15 protein-coding genes are annotated in these 18,778 nt (G+C 70.8%); 10 read left to right on the forward strand and 5 right to left on the reverse strand.

Annotation, left to right across the window (positions count from 1 at the left end; genetic code table 11):
• Positions 1–108: 108 nt before the first annotated feature.
• Positions 109–1,539, forward strand: a complete 1,431-nt coding sequence (locus K9U41_RS04790; RefSeq protein ID WP_282639719.1) for a homospermidine synthase — start codon at positions 109–111, stop codon at positions 1,537–1,539.
• Between the two features lie 259 nt (positions 1,540–1,798).
• Here K9U41_RS04790 and aqpZ read toward each other — a convergent pair whose 3' ends face one another.
• A complete protein-coding gene (aqpZ, locus tag K9U41_RS04795; RefSeq protein WP_282639720.1) occupies positions 1,799–2,488 on the reverse strand; it encodes an aquaporin Z in 690 nt (229 codons plus the stop codon).
• Positions 2,489–3,079: 591 nt separating this feature from the next.
• On the opposite strand from aqpZ, the gene K9U41_RS04800 reads away from it, so the two are divergent.
• The 3 genes from K9U41_RS04800 to K9U41_RS04810 all read left to right on the forward strand — a co-directional run bounded on the left by K9U41_RS04800 (position 3,080) and on the right by K9U41_RS04810 (position 6,632).
• Positions 3,080–3,349, forward strand: a complete 270-nt coding sequence (locus K9U41_RS04800) for a hypothetical protein (RefSeq protein WP_282639721.1) — start codon at positions 3,080–3,082, stop codon at positions 3,347–3,349.
• Between the two features lie 190 nt (positions 3,350–3,539).
• A complete protein-coding gene (locus tag K9U41_RS04805) occupies positions 3,540–6,026 on the forward strand; it encodes a carbohydrate-binding family V/XII (protein WP_282639722.1) in 2,487 nt (828 codons plus the stop codon).
• Between the two features lie 96 nt (positions 6,027–6,122).
• Positions 6,123–6,632, forward strand: coding sequence for a DinB family protein (locus K9U41_RS04810; RefSeq protein ID WP_282639723.1), 510 nt, complete (start codon positions 6,123–6,125; stop codon positions 6,630–6,632).
• A gap of 19 nt (positions 6,633–6,651) precedes the next feature.
• On the opposite strand, the gene mdoH is transcribed toward K9U41_RS04810, so the two are convergent.
• Positions 6,652–8,472: a glucans biosynthesis glucosyltransferase MdoH gene (gene mdoH / locus K9U41_RS04815; RefSeq protein WP_282639724.1), complete on the reverse strand. Its 1,821-nt coding sequence runs from the start codon at positions 8,470–8,472 to the stop codon at positions 6,652–6,654.
• Between the two features lie 105 nt (positions 8,473–8,577).
• Between mdoH and K9U41_RS04820 the strand changes: the two genes are divergently transcribed.
• The 4 genes from K9U41_RS04820 (at position 8,578) to K9U41_RS04835 (ending at position 11,975) form a co-directional block, all read left to right on the forward strand.
• Positions 8,578–9,582 carry a zinc-dependent alcohol dehydrogenase gene (locus K9U41_RS04820; RefSeq protein ID WP_432715727.1) on the forward strand — a complete coding sequence of 335 codons (1,005 nt, stop codon included), beginning with the start codon at positions 8,578–8,580 and terminating at the stop codon, positions 9,580–9,582.
• 65 nt (positions 9,583–9,647) lie between these two features.
• A complete protein-coding gene (locus tag K9U41_RS04825; RefSeq protein WP_282639725.1) occupies positions 9,648–10,079 on the forward strand; it encodes a 6-pyruvoyl trahydropterin synthase family protein in 432 nt (143 codons plus the stop codon).
• Positions 10,080–10,086: 7 nt separating this feature from the next.
• Positions 10,087–11,130: a glycosyltransferase family 4 protein gene (locus tag K9U41_RS04830; RefSeq protein WP_282639726.1), complete on the forward strand. Its 1,044-nt coding sequence runs from the start codon at positions 10,087–10,089 to the stop codon at positions 11,128–11,130.
• The gene (locus K9U41_RS04835) at positions 11,127–11,975 is read left to right on the forward strand and encodes an SAM-dependent methyltransferase (RefSeq protein WP_282639727.1); all 849 of its coding nucleotides are present in this window, start codon (positions 11,127–11,129) and stop codon (positions 11,973–11,975) included. The genes K9U41_RS04830 and K9U41_RS04835 overlap by 4 nt, the downstream gene beginning before the upstream one ends.
• 132 nt (positions 11,976–12,107) lie before the next feature.
• Here the strand turns inward: K9U41_RS04835 and ftsY are convergent, their stop codons facing one another.
• From ftsY to dapF, 3 genes are read right to left on the reverse strand one after another with little or no spacing between them, the layout of a single operon-like run.
• Positions 12,108–13,712, reverse strand: coding sequence for a signal recognition particle-docking protein FtsY (gene ftsY / locus K9U41_RS04840; RefSeq protein ID WP_282639728.1), 1,605 nt, complete (start codon positions 13,710–13,712; stop codon positions 12,108–12,110).
• Between the two features lie 26 nt (positions 13,713–13,738).
• The gene (mtaB, locus tag K9U41_RS04845; RefSeq protein ID WP_282639729.1) at positions 13,739–15,052 is read right to left on the reverse strand and encodes a tRNA (N(6)-L-threonylcarbamoyladenosine(37)-C(2))-methylthiotransferase MtaB; all 1,314 of its coding nucleotides are present in this window, start codon (positions 15,050–15,052) and stop codon (positions 13,739–13,741) included.
• A complete protein-coding gene (gene dapF / locus K9U41_RS04850) occupies positions 15,052–15,909 on the reverse strand; it encodes a diaminopimelate epimerase (RefSeq protein ID WP_282639730.1) in 858 nt (285 codons plus the stop codon). The genes mtaB and dapF overlap by 1 nt, the downstream gene beginning before the upstream one ends.
• Positions 15,910–16,208: 299 nt before the next feature.
• Between dapF and K9U41_RS04855 the strand changes: the two genes are divergently transcribed.
• Both K9U41_RS04855 and K9U41_RS04860 read left to right on the forward strand, forming a co-directional pair.
• Positions 16,209–16,880, forward strand: coding sequence for a GyrI-like domain-containing protein (locus K9U41_RS04855; protein ID WP_282639731.1), 672 nt, complete (start codon positions 16,209–16,211; stop codon positions 16,878–16,880).
• Between the two features lie 180 nt (positions 16,881–17,060).
• The gene (locus tag K9U41_RS04860; RefSeq protein ID WP_282639732.1) at positions 17,061–18,620 is read left to right on the forward strand and encodes a DUF3300 domain-containing protein; all 1,560 of its coding nucleotides are present in this window, start codon (positions 17,061–17,063) and stop codon (positions 18,618–18,620) included.
• The last annotated feature ends 158 nt before the right edge of the window (positions 18,621–18,778 follow it).

Here is an 18,778-nt window from a genome sequence, read left to right on the forward strand (position 1 = left end):
CGCTGCGCCGACGAAGCGGTTACCGCCCCGTTGGTGCGCGTCCTGAAAATTGATGATCGAGCGGCGCCCGTGTCCCACGAACGCCGCCCCGACGAGGAGTGTAGCGCCATGAGCGTCTGGCCGGTCCACGCGAAGATCGACGGCCCCATCGTGATGATCGGGTTCGGCTCCATCGGCCGCGGCACCCTGCCGCTGATCGAGCGCCACTTCGATTTCGATCTCTCCCGCATGGTGGTGATCGACCCGGTGGCGGACCACAAGACGCTGCTCGACGCCCGTGGCATCCGCTTCATCCAGTCGGAAGTCACCGCCGAGAATTATCGCGAGCTGCTCACCCCCCTGCTCACCAATGGCGGCGGGCAGGGCTTCTGCGTGAACCTCTCGGTGGACGTGTCGTCCATCGCGGTGATGGAACTCACCCGCGAGATCGGCGCGCTCTATGTGGATACGGTGATCGAGCCCTGGAAGGGCTTCTATTTCGACGAGACCATGGATAACGCCGCGCGCACCAACTACGCCCTGCGCGAGAGCCTGCTGGCCGCGCGCCGGCGCAATCCGGGCGGCACCACGGCGGTGTCCACCTGCGGCGCCAACCCGGGCATGGTGTCCTGGTTCGTGAAGCAGGCGCTGCTGAACATCGCTTCCGACACCGGCCTCGATCGGCCCGAGCCGGCGAGCCGCGAGGAATGGGCGCAGCTCGCCCGCGCGCTGGGCGTGAAGGGCATCCACATCGCCGAGCGCGACACCCAGCGCGCCCGCGAGCCCAAGGTGATGGGCGAGTTCTGGAACACCTGGTCGGTGGAAGGCTTCGTGTCCGAAGGCCTCCAGCCCGCCGAACTGGGCTGGGGCACCCATGAGAAGTCCCTGCCGCCGGACGGCCGCACCCACGAGGCCGGCTGCGGCGCGGCCATCTATCTGCTCTCGCCCGGCGCCGCCACCCGCGTGCGCTCCTGGACCCCGACGCCGCAGGCCCAGTACGGCTTCCTCGTCACCCACAACGAGAGCATCTCGATTGCCGACTACCTGACGGTGCGCGACGGCGACGCCGTGCTCTACCGGCCCACCTGCCACTATGCCTACCACCCGGCCAACGACGCGGTGCTCTCCCTGCACGAGATGTTCGGCAATGGCGGCCACTTCCAGGGCAAGTGGAAGATCCTCGACGAGCACGAGATCGTGGACGGCATCGACGAACTGGGCGTGCTCATCTACGGCCACGCCAGGAACGCCTACTGGTTCGGTTCGCAGCTCTCCATCGAGCAGACGCGGGAACTCGCCCCTTACCAGAACGCCACCGGCCTTCAGGTGACCTCCGCCGTGCTCGCCGGCATGGTGTGGGCGCTGGAGAACCCGACCGCGGGCATCGTGGAAGCGGACGAGATGGACTTCCACCGCTGCCTTGAGGTGCAGATGCCCTATCTCGGCCCGGTGATCGGCACCTATACGGACTGGACGCCCCTCACCGGCCGCCAGAAGCTGTTCCCCGAGGACCTGGACCTGGAAGACCCCTGGCAGTTCAAGAACATCATCGTGCGCTGATTGTGCCGGCGGCAAACGCCGCCCACAACGGACGCCGCCTCAAACCGAGGATGCAGCTTCGACAGGCCCGGCCCCGCGCCGGGCCTGTTCGTTTGGGACGGGCGAAGACCGCGTCATCCTTCGACCGGAGCCAGGATGGTTTGCCTCAAGACGGCTTCGCTCAGGTACCACGCGGGCTGATTTCGCTTGGCCGACCAAACGCCGCGCGGGCGCCTTGCGTTTCCACTCAGGCGCCGCGCGGGTTGGGGAGGGAGGAGGCTCAGTCCTCCAGAACCTTCAGCTTGAACAGCAGGCCGGCGAGATAGGCGCCCACCAGCGGCACCACGATGAACAGCCAGAGCTGGCCGATGGCCTTGCCGCCGGCGAACAGGGCCGGGCCGATGGAGCGGGCCGGGTTCACCGACACGCCGGTGACGGGGATGAACACGATGTGGATCATCACCAGCGACAGGCCGATGGCGAGGCCCGCCGCCTGGGTGATGCCCGCCTTGGAGGTGGAGCCGAGGATCACCACCAGGAACACGAAGGTGCCCACCAGCTCGGCCACGATGGCTGCGCCGAGCCCGTAGCCGCCGATATAGCCCTCGCCCCAGCCGTTCTGGCCGAGACCGGCAGTGGCGACATCAAAGCCCGCAAGCTTGCCCGAGGCGATGACGAACAGGATGGCCGCGCCGGCAATGCCGCCCAGCACCTGGGCGATGATGTACATGGGCACCTCGGAGGTGGGCAGACGCCCCGCCGCCCAGACGCCGATGGTGACCGCGGGATTGATGTGGCACCCCGAGACGTGGCCGATGCCATAGGCCATGGACGTCACCGCCAGGCCGAAGGCAAAGGCGATGGCGAGCATGCCGATGGGTGCGGAGCCATAGCCCGTCAGCACCGCAGACCCACACCCGAACAGCACCAGCACGGCGGTGCCGATGAACTCGGCCACATACTTGTTCATGCCAACCCCTCCCCGAACGGCGCACCGGTCAGCCCGGATCCCCAGGCATGGCCCGCGTGCGCGCTCTCCCAAAAATTTGGAGCCGGATTCACCCATCGGACCCAGGGTGCCTGATGGGATCCGGCTCCAGCGTGCAAGATCTCATCTGGCCGACGCTCCCGCCCAGCGAAATCCGCATCAGGGTTAAGATCAAGCCCGCAACCAAAAATGACCCACGCTCTCCACCGTATCTTTCCGCGAGCGCGCGGAAAGATACGGTGGAAGGGACGGAGGAATGGGGTGGAGGGAGGGGTCCGCTGCCTGATCGCGGAAAGATGAACAAATCCTGACCGACCAGATGCACCCGGTTCAGGTCGGCAGGCGTAAGACACAGGCACGCATCCTCCGTTGGGGGGACGACCACCGGCATGGGCCGTCCTATGCCCAGCGCAGCGACGCGCAGTGAAACGGCAATCCCCGAAGCGCAGCCGTGCGAAACGGATAGCGGTTCGGGCGAAGAACGCGCGGCAATACGCCAGCCGGATCCGGTCAGCTCAGGTCTTCCTGGCCGGTGAATCCGGTTTCGGAAGAGAACTTGTTCGAGAGACAGCCATGAAACGGTCTTCCCTCATCGCCATGGTCGGCGCCACGCTCGTCGGAGCGAGCCTGTTTGGCGGCGACCTCGTGCGGGCGTTCCCGGCCGCGGGCCCGGACGCCCTGGTCGCCGGCGCCGGCGCGCCCTACCGGTGGCAGGGCTACTGGAACACCACGACAACGGAGCCTGCCGGCCCCGGCAGCTTGTGCCCCTTCCGCAAGACCCTGCAGGTCTCCTGGGACGGCCCCCGGCTGAAGTGGCAGCGCACCTGCCCGGCCCCGGCCTGACAGGCCGAACGACGGGCCACGCGCCCGTTTCGCCGATCCGATCGGCGCCAGCTCCGTCGCAAAGCCTGGAGCCGGCGCCCACCGACATTTGAAGGGGATGGGACCGACGCCACCGCAAGGTACCGCTGACGCTTGCCCGCGAACATGCTAGTCCTCCCGCCGCCCCGACGGATCGGAAGGAAGTGACGTCATGAAGCGACTTTGGACCGGCGTCTCGGCCGCCGTCCTCTCCGCCGCTCTGCTCTGGAGCGCGAGCGGTCAGGCCCAGCAGGCCCAGCCTTCAGCCGCCCCGCAGGGCCAGGATGCGACGGGCCAACAGGCCCCCTTGCCGTGGCCGCGGGATTTCGCCCTCGCCGGCGACCAGTTGCTCCAGCTCTACCAGCCGCAGGTCGATAGCTGGACCGGCGACGTGATGTCCGGCCGCGCGGCGGTGGCCATCGGGCCCAAGTCCGGCACGCCCACCTACGGCATGGTGCGATTCTCGGCCCGCGTCGCCGTGGACAAGCCGGCCGGCCTCGTCCACCTCGCCACCATCTCCATCGACGGGGTGGAGGTGCCCACCGAGCCGGCCAAGGCGTCCCTCATCCGCTCGACCCTCCAGTCGCGCCTGCCGGCCAACGGCATGACCGTGCCGCTTGACCAGTTGCAGGCGAGCTACGCGGTGAACCAGGAGCTGGCCAAGCTCAAGTCCCAGCCGGTGGACAACACCCCGCCGCAGATCCTGTTCGCCACCTCCACCACCGTGCTGGTGCCGGTGGCCGGCACGCCGGTGCTGCGGCCCATCGCCGGCGCCGGCACCTTCCAGCGCGTGGTCAACACCCGCCCGCTGCTGCTGCTCGACGAGGCCGGCACCTATCATCTGGAGGCGGGCGGGCACTGGTATGAGAGCCCCAGCCTCACCGGCACCTGGATCCTCACGCCCCAGATCTCGGATGCGCTCTCCGCCGCCGCCAAGGCGGCGCTCCAGGAGCAGGCCGGCGACCCGCTGCTCGACGGCAAGGGCAAGCCCATCAACCCGGCCCCCGCCATTCTGGTCGCCACCCAGCCGGCCGAACTGATCCAGAGCAACGGCCCGCCGCAGATGCTGCCGGTGGCCGGCACCAACCTGCTCTCCATGAATAACGCCGACCACGCGGTGTTCATGGAGACCACCTCCAACACCTATTACGTGCTGCTCTCCGGCCGCTGGTTCCGCGCCCCCGACCTCAAGGGGCCGTGGGCGTTCGTGGCCAGCAACGCGCTGCCCGCCGATTTCGCGAAGATCTCGCCCAACGACGCCAAGGCCAATGTTCTGGTCTCGGTGGCCGGCACGCCGCAGGCGAAGGAGGCGGTGATCGCCGCCACCATCCCGCAGACCGCGACGGTGAAGCGGGACCTGCCCCTGAAGGTCGCCTTCGACGGCACGCCGCGCTTCGAGCCCATCCCCGGCACGCCGCTGCACTACGCCGTCAACACCCCGACCCCGGTGATCCAGCTCGACACCGAGCGCTATTATGCGGTGAACAACGGCATCTGGTTCGTGGCGCAAACCGCCACCGGCCCCTGGCGCGTGGCCGACTTGGTGCCGGACGCAATCTATACGATCCCGGTCTCCTCGCCGCTCCACTACGTCACCTATGTGCGGATCTATGCCACCACGCCTGAAGCGGTGGTGGTGGGCTATACGCCCGGCTACATGGGCGTGGTCGTCGCGCCCGGCGGCACGGTGGTCTACGGCACCGGCTACACTTGCCCGGGCTATGTGGGCACCTGGTGGTATTCCTGCCCGGTCACCTACGGCGTCGGCGCCGGCTTCGCCCTGGGCGTGGCGGACGGGTTCGCCTTCGGCTTCGCCGCCGGCTGGCCCTGGGGCGCGGCGGTGACGCCCTATTGGGGGCCGTACTGGTCCGCGGGCTATGGCCCCTACGGGCCGTGGGGCGGCCACTGGGGCTATACCAACATCAACCAGGCCAACATCTACGGCCGCTGGGGCGGCGCCGCCACGGTGAACCACGCCTGGGGCACCACCTGGAACGGCACCGAATGGTCGGGCCGCGACTGGCACGGCACCACCGGCGGCGGCACCAGCTTCGCCGGCCGCTCGGGCGCCGCGTTCAATCCCTATACGGGCAATTACGCCGCCGGCGCCGCGAACGCCCGCTACAATCCGACCACCGGGGCCCGGGGCGAATCGGCCGCCGGTATCGCGGGCAACGTCAACACCGGCAATGCCGCCGCCGGCCGCGAATCGGCGGGCTACAACCCCACCACCGGCACCGGCCATGCCTCGCAGACCGCCGTCACCGACCAGAACGGCAAGGTGAGCGTGGACAGCCGCGGCGTCGCCGGCAACGCCAAGACCGGCAATGCGGTGGCCTGGAACAATGGCCACGTGGCCGTGGACCATGACGGCCACGTCTACCAGAATACCGATTCGGGTTGGAGCAAGAACACCGGCTCGGGCTGGCAGAACGTGGACCGCACCACCGACACCAGCCGCCTCGACGACGAGGAGCGCGCCCGCTCGGTGAGCCAGCAGCGGGTGTCGAGCTATGGCGGCGGCGGCGGTTTCGAGGGTGGCGACCATTACGGTTCCGGCGGCTTCGACCGGGGCTTCGGCGGCTATGGCGGTGGTGACCGCTTCGGCGGCGGCGGCTTCCGGGGCGGCGGGTTCGGCGGCGGCGGCTTCCGTCGCTGACGGCAACGGACGGGCGGGAACCCGCCCGTCCCCATTCGCCCCCGGTCCCTCGCCCAGAGGCGCCGATATCTTCAGGATTGCGATCAGAGAGCCAAGATGCCGCTGCGCAGCTACACCACCTTCGCGGCCTACAATGCCTGGGCCAACGCTCGCCTCTATGCCGCCGCCCGCGCGCAGGGCGAGGACGCCTGCGGGCGTCCTGCCGGAGCCTTCTTCGGCTCGGTGAGCGCGACCCTCAACCATCTCGTGGTGGCCGACCGCATCTGGCTCGCCCGCTTCGAGGGCAAGGCGCCGCCGGCCCTGAAGCTGGACACCATCCTCGCCCCCCGGATAGCGGATCTGGAGCCGCTGCGCACGGCGGAGGATGCGCGCATCATCGCCTTCACCGCCGCGCAGGACGCACTGAGCCTTTCAGCCGAGATCAGCTACGCCAATTCGTCCGGGCAGACCTTCCGCCAGAGCCTTGCGAGCGCCCTCGACCATTTCTTCAACCACCAGGCCCACCATCGCGGGCAGGCGCACGCCCTCCTCACCAGCATCGGTGGCCGGGAGGCAGCCCCCTCGCTCGACCTCATCGTCTTCCAGCGGGAACAGGCCGGCGCCTGACTCGCGCGCCGCCTCGGCTTCAGGCCGCGGCGCGCTCACGCGGGCTTTCGCCCGACAGGATGCCCTGCACCTTGCTCGGCACGAATTCCTCCGGCACGGCGCACAGGCGGGTGCGGACCGCGAACCGAGCGAAGCGGGGATCGGCGGTGGCGACCGTGAAGGGAATGGCGAGCACATAGCCCGCCAGCACCGGCGCCGCCCACGCGATGAGGCCCGGGGAGACGACGGCGAGCCCTACCGTCACCGCCAGGCCGAACGCCGTCTGTGGCCAGAAGGCGCGCGCCGCCGCCGTCCAGCTCACCCCATGCCCGTCGCGCGCCTGCGCCATCCAGCCGGAGCGGGCGCGGCCCAGCATCAGGCGCCCGATCTCCAGGGTCACCGCCAGCGCGGTGATGGCCGAGAGCAGAAACGAAAACACCAGTTCCACCGCCACCGACGCCGCAAAGCGCCCGGCCCCGCCATAGGCCGCGACGCCGCCGCGGGTCAGTGCCACGTCGGCGACGCCGGCAAGCTTGGGCGCCAGCGCCAGCAGCAGCATCCCGCCATAGAGGCCGATGGCGAGGCCGGCGGGATAATCCGCCATCCCCGCCGCTTCCGCCGCCGCGAATGGCAGAAGCGCGATGAGCAGGGGATGGGCCGGCACGGTCACGAACATGAGAATGGCCCAGACCAGCTGGAAGCGGCTCATGGGCTTCAGGCTGGCGGCAAAGCCGGGCTGAGCGAGCAGCCGCACATATTGCAGATTGCCGAGGCACCAGCGCAGGTCGCGCGACACGAAATCTGTGACGGCCGGCGGGTTCTCCTCATAGCTTTCGCTTTCCACCGGCAGCACGCGCACCTCGTAGCCGGCACGGCGCATCAGGGCGGCTTCCACCTGGTCGTGGGACAGGATCGGCCCGCCCAAAGGCGGCGTGCCGGGCAAATGCGGCAGATGGCAGAAGGCGCGGAACGGGGCGATGCGGATCAGCGCGTTGTGACCCCAGAACGGCCCGCACTCCCCCGCCCACCAGGAGGCGCCCAGGGTGTAGCAGCGCATGCCGTGGCGCATGCCGAACTGGAACATGCGGGCGAACGCGCTCTGCGCCGGCAGCCCCACCACCAGGCTCTGCAGGATGCCGAGGCGCGGGTGGGCCGCCATCAGGCGCGCCATGCGCAGGATGGTGGCGGCGCCCATGAGGCTGTCGGCATCCAGCGGCAGCATGAAGTCGTAGCGCGCGCCGGCGGTGAGGCAGAAATCGCGGATGTTGCCGGCCTTGAAATCGGTGTTCTCCGGCCGGCGGCGATAGAAGATGCGCGCGGCGCCCTCCTCGCCCCGCCACGCGGCCACCGCCGCCTCTTCCGCCGCCGCGATCTCCGGCCGCGAGGTGTCGCTGAGCACGTGGAAATCGAACAGGGCGCCGTGGCCGCTGGCATCGAGGTCGGCCTTCACCGCCCTGAGGCGCGCCAGCGCCCGCGCCGGGTCCTCGTTGCGCACGGTGAGCAGGATGGCGGTGCGCGCGGTGAGCGGCCCCTGCGGTTCCGGGGCGAGGAAAGGCGCCGCCGCCTCCACCCCGCGCCGGCGCCCGTGCAGCAGCACGAGCCCGGTGAGCGCGTTCCAGAACCCGATGGCGTTCCACGGCGTTATGGCGAGGGCGCACAGGAGGATGAGGCCATCCACCACCGTAAAGCCGCCATGCGCCCCGAGCACGGCGACGGCCGCCAGAACCACCAGCAGCGTCAGCCCGTTCGCCACCAGCATGAACAGCCGGCGCCGGGCGAGCATCGCCACCGGCTGGAGCAAAGCCGGGGTGAAATCAGCGGCGGGGCTTATGTGCGGCGGTGGACCGGACCTCGAAGACATGCATAGCTCCAACTGCCGGACCCGGCTCAAGGCTGAAAACGCATCCCACACCCGCCGCCGGCAAGGCCGCAGCAGGCCCCTGAAGCGCTATACGAAAGCGACGGCATGACAGCCCTTGATGCGTCAAAATGTCCCAACCCTGACGAAGGCCGGGCGCTTTGGACCGTGGGCGCCGGCACCGCGGCGGTGCGCACGGAAAAGCTTGCGCCGCCCGCACCCGATGAAGCACGGGTCGTCACCGTGTGGAGCGCCATCAGCCGCGGCACGGAACGCCTCGTGTTTCAGGGCCTCGCCGATCCCGTCCACCGCGACCGCATGCGCGCGCCGCTGCAGCAGGGCGACTTCCCCTTCCCGGTGAAATACGGCTATTGCGCGGTCGGCCGGGTGGAGGCGGGTCCCGCCGCGCTGGAGGGCCGCATGGTCTTCGCCCTCGCCCCGCACCAGACCCGCTTCAATGCCCCAATAGCCATGCTGACGCCTTTGCCGGAGGGCCTGCCGCCCCGCCGGGCGACCCTGGCCGCCAACATGGAAACCGCCCTGAACGCCCTGTGGGATGGCGGCGCCGGCCCCGGCGACCGCATCGTGGTGGTGGGGGCGGGCCTCGTAGGGCTGCTGGTCGCCTGGCTCGCCGCGCGCCTGCCGGGGGCGGAGGTGATGATCATCGATCCGGACGAGAGCCGCAGGGGGCTGGCGCGCTCATTCGGCGCCGCCTTCGCGACCACGGGCGAAGGGGTCGCCGATGCCGACCTCGTCTTCCACACCAGCGGCACCGGCGCCGGGCTTGCCACCGCCCTCGCCTGCTGCGGCGAGGAAGCCCGCGTGGTGGAGATGAGCTGGTACGGCGACAAGGGCGTGAATGCGCCGCTCGGCGGCGCCTTCCACCATCGACGCCTGCAGGTCGTCTCGTCTCAGGTGGGCCAGGTGAGCCCGGTCCGCCGCCCCCGCTGGAGCCACCGGCGACGGCTGGAAAAGGCGCTGTCGCTTCTGGCCGACCCCGCCCTCGACGCGCTCATCACCGAAGAGGTGGCCTTCGACGATCTGCCGCAGGCTCTGCCGCGTATCCTTGCGGATGGCGCCGCAGGCATCGCCACGGTGGTGCGCTACACGTGATATCGACGGCATCGGTTTGCGACCGGCGCACGGACCGGCCCCGAAATCCACCAAGGGAGTGACGCATGTATGCGGTAGAGGTGCGGGACCACATCATGATCGCCCACAGCTTCACGGGCGCGCTGTTCGGCCCCGCCCAGGCGCTGCACGGCGCCACCTTCGTGGTGGACGTGGCCTTCTACCGCCGCGAGCTGACGGTGGAGGGGGTGGTGGTGGACATCGCGCGCGCCCACGACGCACTCAAGGCCGTGCTCGGCCCGCTCAACTACAAGAACCTCGACGAGGTGCCGGACTTCGCCGGCCGCAATACCACTACGGAAGTGCTGTGCCGGCACGTCTTCGACAGGATGGCGCAGGCCGCGCGCGCCGGCGAGCTGGGCGCGGGCAGCGAGGCCCTTGCCCGCATCCGCGTGACGCTGCACGAATCCCACGTGGCCCGCGCCTGGTACGAGGCGGACCTCGCCGACGACGACGCCGCGCCCCAGCTCTGGGCTTGAGACCGCAATGCCCGTCGCCTTCGTCCACCCCGGCCCGCTGGACACGCCCACCGGGGGCTATGCCTATGACCGGCGCGTCATCGCCGAGCTTCAGGCCGCGGGCTTGGACATCGCGCCCCTGAGCCTCGACGGCGCCTTTCCCACCGCCTCCGGGGCCGAGGTGGAAGCCGCCCTCGCCCGGCTCGCGGCGACGCCGCCAGACACCATTCTGCTGGGCGACGGCCTCGCCTTCGGCGCCCTGCCGGCGGACCGGCTGAGGGGGCTCGGCCGGCGCCTCGTCGCCTTGGTGCATCATCCGCTGGCGCTGGAGACGGGGCTGTCCGCGGACCTCGCCGAACAGCTCTTCGCAAGCGAGAAGGCGGTGCTGAACGCGGCCGACGCGGTGATCACCGTGAGCCCCGAGACCGGCCGCACCCTGGTGGCGCGCTATGGCGTTGCCCCCGAGCGCTTGACGCTGGCGGTTCCCGGCACCGAGCCCATGGACCGCGTTAACGCCGATGGCGCGCCGCCGCGCCTCATCGCCGTGGGCTCGCTGACGCCGCGCAAGGGCTACGACATCCTGTTCGACGCCATCGACCGGATCGCCGACCTCGACTTCTCCCTCGCCATCGCCGGTGCCACCCATCTCGATCCGCCCACGGCAGAGATGGTCGCCGCGCGGGCGGCGGCGGCCCCGCGCGGCAATATCCGGCTGCTGGGCCAGCTCGATCGCGCCGCCCTCGACGCGGCCTATGGGCAGGCCGACATCTTCGTGCATCCCTCGCTCTATGAGGGCTATGGCATGGTGCTGGCGGAAGCCATGCGGCGCGGCCTGCCCGTGGTGTGCACCACCGGTGGCGCGGCGGGCGAGACGGTGCCGGACGGCGCCGGCCTCAAGGTGCCGCCGGGCGATGCGGTGGCCCTCGCGGACGCCCTGCGCAGCCTCATCGCCGATCCCGCCCGGCGCCGCGCCTATGCCGACGCCGCCTTCGCCGCCGGGCAGACACTGCCCTCCTGGGCCGACACCGCCGCCATCATCGGCCGGGTGCTGGCGAAAGCGAGCCAGCCGTGACCCCCGCCACCTTCTCCGACGACTGGCTCTCGCTGCGCGAGCCGGCCGACCACCGCTCCCGCAACATGGCCCTGGAAGCCGAGCTGGTGCGTCATCTGGAAGACGTGGAGGAGCAGCGCATCGTGGATCTGGGCGCCGGCTCCGGATCGAACCTGCGGGCGCTGGCGCTGCGCCTCGGGCCGCGCCAGCACTGGGTGCTGATGGATTACGACGGCGCCCTCGCCGATGCCGCCCGCGCCCGCCTGAAGGCCTTCGCGGACAAGTGGCGGGAGGCGGGTGACACGCTGGTCCTCACCCTCGGCGCGCGGGAGATCCGGGTGGACTTCGCCATCGCGGACCTTGCCCGCGATCCCGCCGCCCCGCGGGCCTTCGCGCCGCATCTGGTTACGGCTTCGGCGTTCCATGACCTGGTCTCTGCGGACTGGTGCGCGAGCTTCGCCGAGGGGATGGCGGGCTCGGGCATCCTCATCCACGCCGCCCTCATCTGCGACGGGCAGGATGCCTGGGCGCCGCCCCATCCGGCGGACGCCGCCATCGCGGAGGGCTTTCGCGCCCATCAGGGCATCGACAAGGGCTTCGGCCCGGCCCTGGGTCCGCAGGCAACGCAGGTGCTCGGCTCGGCGCTGACGCGGGCGGGCTATGACGTGGGGCAGGCGCAGAGCCCGTGGCGGCTCGTCCCCGGCGACCGGGCGCTGATGGCCAGGCTCGCCGCCGGCACGGCGGCAGCGGCGATGGAGAGCGGCCGCGTCGATGCCGCCACGGCGCAGGACTGGGCCCGGCACCGGGCCGATGCGGACGCCTGCGCCATCGGCCACCTGGACCTTCTGGCGGTGCCGCGCGGCTGAACGGCGGGCGGCCCCCTTCCGCCGGCCTTATACCAACGGCCCCGGCCTATGACCGGCGCCGAGAGGGTTGCGCTCAGGTGCCGCGCGGGCTTGTACCGATGGGCGATGCCTCATGCCCAGCGCCCATCGGTATCAGTTCAGCCCGGCGATGGCGCGGGCGAAGTCACGGGCGGTGAAGGGCTGCAGGTCCTCGGCCGCCTCGCCCACGCCGATCAGGTGCACCGGCAGCTTGTGCTTGGCGGCGATGGCGACGAGGATGCCGCCCCGCGCCGTGCCGTCGAGCTTGGTCATGACCAGCCCCGTCACCCCGGCGATGCGGGTGAAGGCCTCCACCTGCGACAGCGCGTTCTGGCCCACCGTGGCGTCGAGCACCAGCAGCACCGCATGGGGCGCCGAGGGCTCCAGCTTCTTGATGACGCGCACCACCTTCTCCAGCTCCGCCATCAGCTCGGTGCGGTTCTGGAGGCGGCCGGCAGTATCCACCATGAGGATGTCGGCCCCGGCCGCGCGCGCCTCCACGATGGCTTCATGGGCGACGCCGGCCGCATCCGAGCCCTGCTCGCGGGCGATCACGGTGGCCCCGGTGCGGGTGCCCCACACCTTCAGCTGCTCGATGGCGGCGGCACGGAAGGTATCGCCGGCGGCGAGCACCACCTTCTTGCCCTCGGTGCGCCACTGGGCGGCGAGCTTGCCGATGGTGGTGGTCTTGCCGGAGCCGTTCACCCCCACCATCAACACCACGAAGGGCTTGTGCGCCGTGTCCACCACCAGAGGCTTCGCCACGGGGACGAGGATGCGCTCCACCTCCTCCGCGATGAGGCTTTTCACCTCCTCGGGGGAGATCATCTTGTCGTGCCGGCCCTTGCCCACGGTTTCCACGATGCGCATGGAGGTCTCCACGCCCAGATCGGCGCGGATGAGCACGTCCTCCAGCTCTTCCAGCGTATCGGCATCGAGCTTGCGCTTGGAGACGAGGTCGGTGATGCCCTGCCCGAGGCTGGACGCGGTGCGGGCGAGGCCCGCGGCGAGCCGGCTCCAGAAGCCCTTCTTGACCGGCTGCGGCTCGCCCTCGACCTCAGCCGGCACCACCGCGGCAGGCTCCGCAGCCGGGAGGACGGCTTCCGGGGCCACCTCCTCCACCGGGGGCAGCGCGGGAGCCGCAACGGCTGGCGGCGGGACCTCGGGCGCGGGCAAGGAAATGTGGGCTTCGGGACCAGGGGCGTCCTCGGGCGCAACGCCAAAGGCAGCCGCGCTTCCGGCTTGCGCGCCCTCGGATGCGATGGCGTTCGGCCCTTCGGCGAACGGCGCCTCGGGCTCCGGCTCGACCGCAGGAACCGGCGGGAAGGATTCGACGGCAAGCTGCGCCACCGGCAAGTGTTCCGCCACGGGGGCCGGCGGCTGTTCGCGCGGCACGCCGAAGGCGGGGACGCCTGCGGACTCCATGGCCTCCACCAGGACCGGTAGCACCAACTCGCCCACCGGCGTGGGCAGGCCTCCGAGGCCGACTTCGGCTTCAGCGGCAGATGGCGCGGAGGTGGACGCGTCGCCCACAGCCGGGGCATCGCCCAACGGCTCAGGCGCGGCCTCGCGACCCTCTTCTGCCGTCGCACCAGCCTCCGGCGGGGGGGCGTGGGTGAAGCGCGGGACGGGGTCCTCGAAGCCGGACTTCAGCCAGCCCCACAAGCCGCGCTTCTTCTTCTGCGCGTCGGCGGGGGACTCCTGGTCGTTGTCGCTCATGGCTCAGGCCGTTCCTTGAAAAGAGGTCACGCCGCGATGAGGCGCGCGCCGTCATGTCCGGCGATGCGCAGCGCCGTGAGGCTGCCGCGCTCGGCCGGCCACGTCAGCCGCACCGGGGTGAAGTGTTCCGTATGGCCGCGCCCGCCGGCCTCCACCAGCACCTGCCGGCGCCGCCCCACCTCGCCTGCGAGATGGCGGCGGAGCAGGTCGGCGGCGGTCTCGCGCAACCGGCGCGCGCGCTCCGCCACCACGGGGGCAGGAAGCTGCGGCATGCGGGCGGCGGCGGTGCCGGGACGCGCCGAGAACGGGAAGACGTGGACGAAGGCGAGGCCCGCCTCGTCAAGGAAAGCGCGGGTGGCGCGGGCCTGTTCCTCGGTCTCGGTGGGAAAGCCGGCGATGATGTCGGCGCCCAGCACCACGTCCGGCCGCGCCCGGCGCAATGCGGCGATGAAATCCAGCGCCTCGACGCGGGAATGCCGGCGCTTCATGCGCTTCAGGATGAGGTCGTCGCCGGCCTGCAAAGAGAGGTGCAGATGGGGCATCAGCCGCTCTTCCTCGGCCAGCGCCCGCATGAGTGCGTCATCGGCCTCCACCGCGTCGATGGAGGACAGGCGCAGACGGGCAAGGTCCGGCACGCCATTGAGCACCGCGCGCACCAGCAGGCCGAGGGTGGGCGCGCCGGGCAGGTCGGCGCCATAGGCGGTAAGGTCCACGCCGGTGAGCACCACCTCGCGGTGGCCGTTGTCCACCAGCCGGCGCACCTGATCCACCACCGCGCCCATGGCCACGGAGCGCGAGGGACCACGGCCGAAGGGGATGATGCAGAAGGTGCAGCGGTGGTCGCAGCCGTTCTGCACCTCCACGAAGGCGCGGGTGTGCCCCTCGAACCGGTCGGCGAGGTGGGGGGTGGCCGCGCGCACCGCCGCGATGTCCTGCACCTGCACCTTCTGCTCGGCCGCGATGCCGAAGTCGAGGGCGGCGCGGGTCGCGGCCCAGGTGGCGGGAAAGGTCTTTTCCCCATTGCCCAGCACGAGGTCCACCTCGTCCATGCGGGCGAAGGCCTGCGGGTCGGTCTGGGCGGCACAGCCGGTGACGATGACGCGCAGGTCCGGGTCCTCCCGCCGCGCCCGGCGGATGGCCTGGCGCGCCTGCCGCACCGCCTCGCCGGTGACGGCGCAGGTGTTGACCACGAGGGTGCGCTCCAGCCCCTCGGCGGTGGCGGCGCGGGCGATGCCGTCGCCTTCCAGCGCATTGAGCCGGCAGCCGAAGGAGAGCACGCGCACCTGTTCGCCCGGCGCTGCGGGCGCCACTGATCCAGGCGCCACGGATGAAGCCGCCATCAGGCGGCCTCCTCCAGCATGGCGGGGGAGAGCGTGCCGGAAAACTCGTGTTCCACCGGGCCGGTCATCAACACGTGACCGTCCGCCGCGCGCCAGAAAATCTCAAGGTCGCCACCGGGCAGCGTCACAGTCACGGCGCGGGCGGTGCGATGGGTGCGGGCGGCGGCAACGCCGGTGGCGCAGGCGGCGGTGCCACAGGCGCGGGTGCGCCCGGCACCGCGTTCCCACACATGCAGCAGGATGCGGTCGGGCGCGGTGAGGCTGGCGAAGGAGATGTTGGCGCGCTCGGGAAACAGCGGATGCTGCTCCAGCGCGGCGCCCAGCCTTTCCACATCCACGGCATCGGCGTCGGGCACGAAGAAGACGGCGTGGGGATTGCCCATGCTGACGAGGCTTGCCGGCCCCAAGGCCTCGAAGCCGGGGACGATCACCTGCCCGGTGTCGCCCACGTCATGGGACAGGGGGATGTCGCGCCAGTCGAAGCGCGGCGCGCCCATGTCCACCTCCACCAAGCCGTCCGCGCGGACGTGGCAGTCGAGGAGGCCGGCCTCGCTCTCGAACACGGCGTGGGGGCTGCCGGTGCGCTCGGCCTCCAGCGCGGCGATGCAGCGGGTGCCGTTGCCGCAGGCGGCGGAGACCGAGCCGTCGGAATTGAGGATGCGCACGAAGGCGGCCGTGCCCTTCCGCCGGGGCGGATAGAGCACCATCGCCTGGTCGAACGGCAGCACCGTGGGACGCGCCAGCGCGCGCGCCGCGGCGGCGGGCACCTCCACGGGATCCGCGCGCAGGTCGAGCACGAGGATCTCGTTGCCGAGGCCGTTCATCTTGACGAAGGGGCGGTGTGCGAGCGGATTCACGGCGGGCCGGGTCTTCCTGGTGGCTCGACCGCAACGGGTGGAACCCACCTGTCGCGAACGGTCGAACCCTGGAGCATTGATCGCGCGGGTCACCCGATACAGAAGGGTAGCCAAGTGTATCGGGTGACCCACTCGGGTTGAAACTGTCGTCCTATATGGCCCCGATCCGCCGGCGACACCACCCCCGCCGCAACCGGGCGCCGGAGCTTGCCGCAAAGCCGCCCAAGTGCGGCCTCGCCGCCGCCCGAGAACATGCTAGAAACGGTGCTCAACTGCTTCGGCTGGCGGGAGAAAGAGCAATGGCGGGATCGCGTTGGGTCAGCCTCGACAGGGTGAGGGTGGCCGGGGCATGCGCCCTGCTGGGCGCCAGTCTGGGCGCGGCGCTGGTCCCGCTCCCGGCCGCGGCGCAGGGCCAGTCCGCCCAGCCCGGTACCGACGGGGCATTGACGCCGCCACCCGTGGTGGACCCGAAGAAGGTGGAGACCACCCCCGTCGCCCCTGCCGGGCGCACCTTCGCGCCGCAGGAGATCACCCTTTCCCCGGTGCCGGTGCTGACGCTCGCGGGCTCGGCCACCTGGGAAGAGGCGTTCGAGAAGCTGGTGGCGAGCGTGAAGCAGACGGACGCCGAGTTGCAGCGCCTCGGGCTTGCGCGGTCGGGCGACACCTTCATCGTCTACACGTCGAGCGACGACCTGAGCTTTGAATATGAGATCCAGGTGCCCTTCTCCGGCACCACCACCCGGAAGCCGGGCGAGGGCATGAAGCTCGGCGGCTCCCACGCGGGCAAGGTGCTGAAATTCACCCATGCCGGCTCCTTCGCCGACATGGACAACACCTACGAGCAGATCGCCAACTATCTCGATGAGAAGAACGTCGAGCAGAACGACATGTATATCGAGCAATACCGGACCGACATCGTCACGGGCTCTCCTGACGCGCTGACAATCGATATCCTGGTACCGGTGCCGTAACGGTTCTTTGATCGGAGCCCACCACAGTTTCGCGCTGGAAGTAGGCTACTACCCGAACGTCAATGAGCGCGCGGCGGCAACCACCGCAGGCCAATCGGAACGCATCAAGGACAAGAATGGCAGGGGCCAGAACCCCTGCGTCAGGAGCATTGAATGCCAGGAATATCCGTCAGAACGTGCGTGAAAGGCCGCGCCGGCAACTGGTCCCGTGTCGCCGTGGCCGCGGTGTTCGGGTGGTCCACGGCGGTCTATCCGGCCCTCGCGCAGATGCCCGCGGCGGAGCCGCAGGCCCAGCCCGCGCCCCAAATCCCTGACCAAACCCCGCCCCAGGCCCAGCCGATGCAGGCGGCGCCCGAGGTGCAGCCGGCCCCGGCGACCGCGCCCGTCGCACCGCCGCCCGCAGCGGCCCAGGCGCCACTTCCGGCCGCGCCCACCCAGCCGGCGAACACCGCCCCGATCTACTCGCTCTCGGACCTCGAATATCTCCTCGGCCCACTGGCGCTGTATCCGGACCCGCTGCTGGCGATCCTGTTCCCGGCCACCTTGTTCCCCGAGCAGATCGTGGACGCCTACAACTGGATCGAGGCCAATCCGCGCCTGGTGCAGGCCCGCAACTTCGCGCAGGCCGATGCCAAGGACTGGGACAGCTCGGTCAAGGCGCTGATCCGCTTCCCCGACGTGGTCCGCCAGCTCCACGACCATATGGAATGGACCGAATCCCTCGGCCTCGCCTTCTCCACCCAGCCCCAGGATGTGTCCAACACCATCCAGATGCTGCGGGCCAAGGCGCAGAGCGTCGGCAACCTGAAGACCACGCCGCAGCAGGTGGTCACCACCCGCGAGGAAGGGGGCCAGCGCACCATCTATATCCAGCCGGCCAACCCCGAGCGGGTCTATGTGCCGGTCTATGACAGCTCCGACGTCTTCACCACCTTCGCCACCGGCGCCCTGCTGTTCGGCGGCGGCGTGCTGGTGGGCTCGGCGTGGAACAATCGCTGGGGCTGGAACAATCGCGGCTGGAACACCGTTTGGGTGAACCCGCCCGGCTGGAACCAGCCGCCGCACTGGGGTCCGGGATGGGGCGGCGGACGTCCGCCGGCCTGGGGTCCGGGGCCGTGGCGTCCCGGCCGTCCGCCCGGCTGGCAGCCCGGCCAGCCCGACCGCCCGGGCCGTCCGGATCGGCCCGGTGCAGGCCCGAACCGCCCCGGCTTCCCTGATCGTCCCGGCGCCGGTCCCAATCGCCCTGGCGTCCCGGATCGTCCCGGAGCGGGTCCGAACCGGCCCGGCCTCCCCGATCGTCCCGGCGCGGGCCCGAACCGGCCCGATCGTCCTGGGGCAGGCCCGAACCGGCCCGGCGTCCCGGATCGTCCGGGTGCTGGTCCGAACCGGCCCGATCGGCCCGGCGCGGGTCCCGGCCGTCCCGATCGGCCCGGCGCCGGAACCAGCCGCCCCGAGCGTCCGTCGGCAGGGCAGAACCGCCCGAACCAGCGGCCGAACGCGCAACGGCCCAGCCAGCGGCCCAACGCCGGGCAGAACCGCAGCCGGCCGCAGCAGAGCCGGCCACAGCAAAATGCCCGACCCCGGCCACAGCAGAGCCGGCCACAGCAGAATGCCCGGCCGCAGCAGCGGGCCCGGCCGCAGCAGAACGCCCGGCCCCAGCAACGCGCACGGCCCCAGCAGAACGCCCGGCCGCAGCAGCAGCGGGCGCGCCCGCAGGGCGGCGGGGAACGGCGGCGCTGATACGCGCAGCCGTCCCTGCGATGAGAAAAGGGTGCGGAACGCACCCGATGCACAGCGGGAGGCGGCCTCATGGGGCCGCCTCTCTTTTCTTCCCGGCGCGAATCTTCTTCACTTGGGGCATCGTCGCTCCACCGGGCGGTCCCGCCCCGGCGCCGGCG

The organism is Xanthobacter autotrophicus, assembly GCF_029991245.1.
Classification (GTDB): Bacteria; Pseudomonadota; Alphaproteobacteria; order Rhizobiales; family Xanthobacteraceae; genus Xanthobacter; species Xanthobacter autotrophicus_C.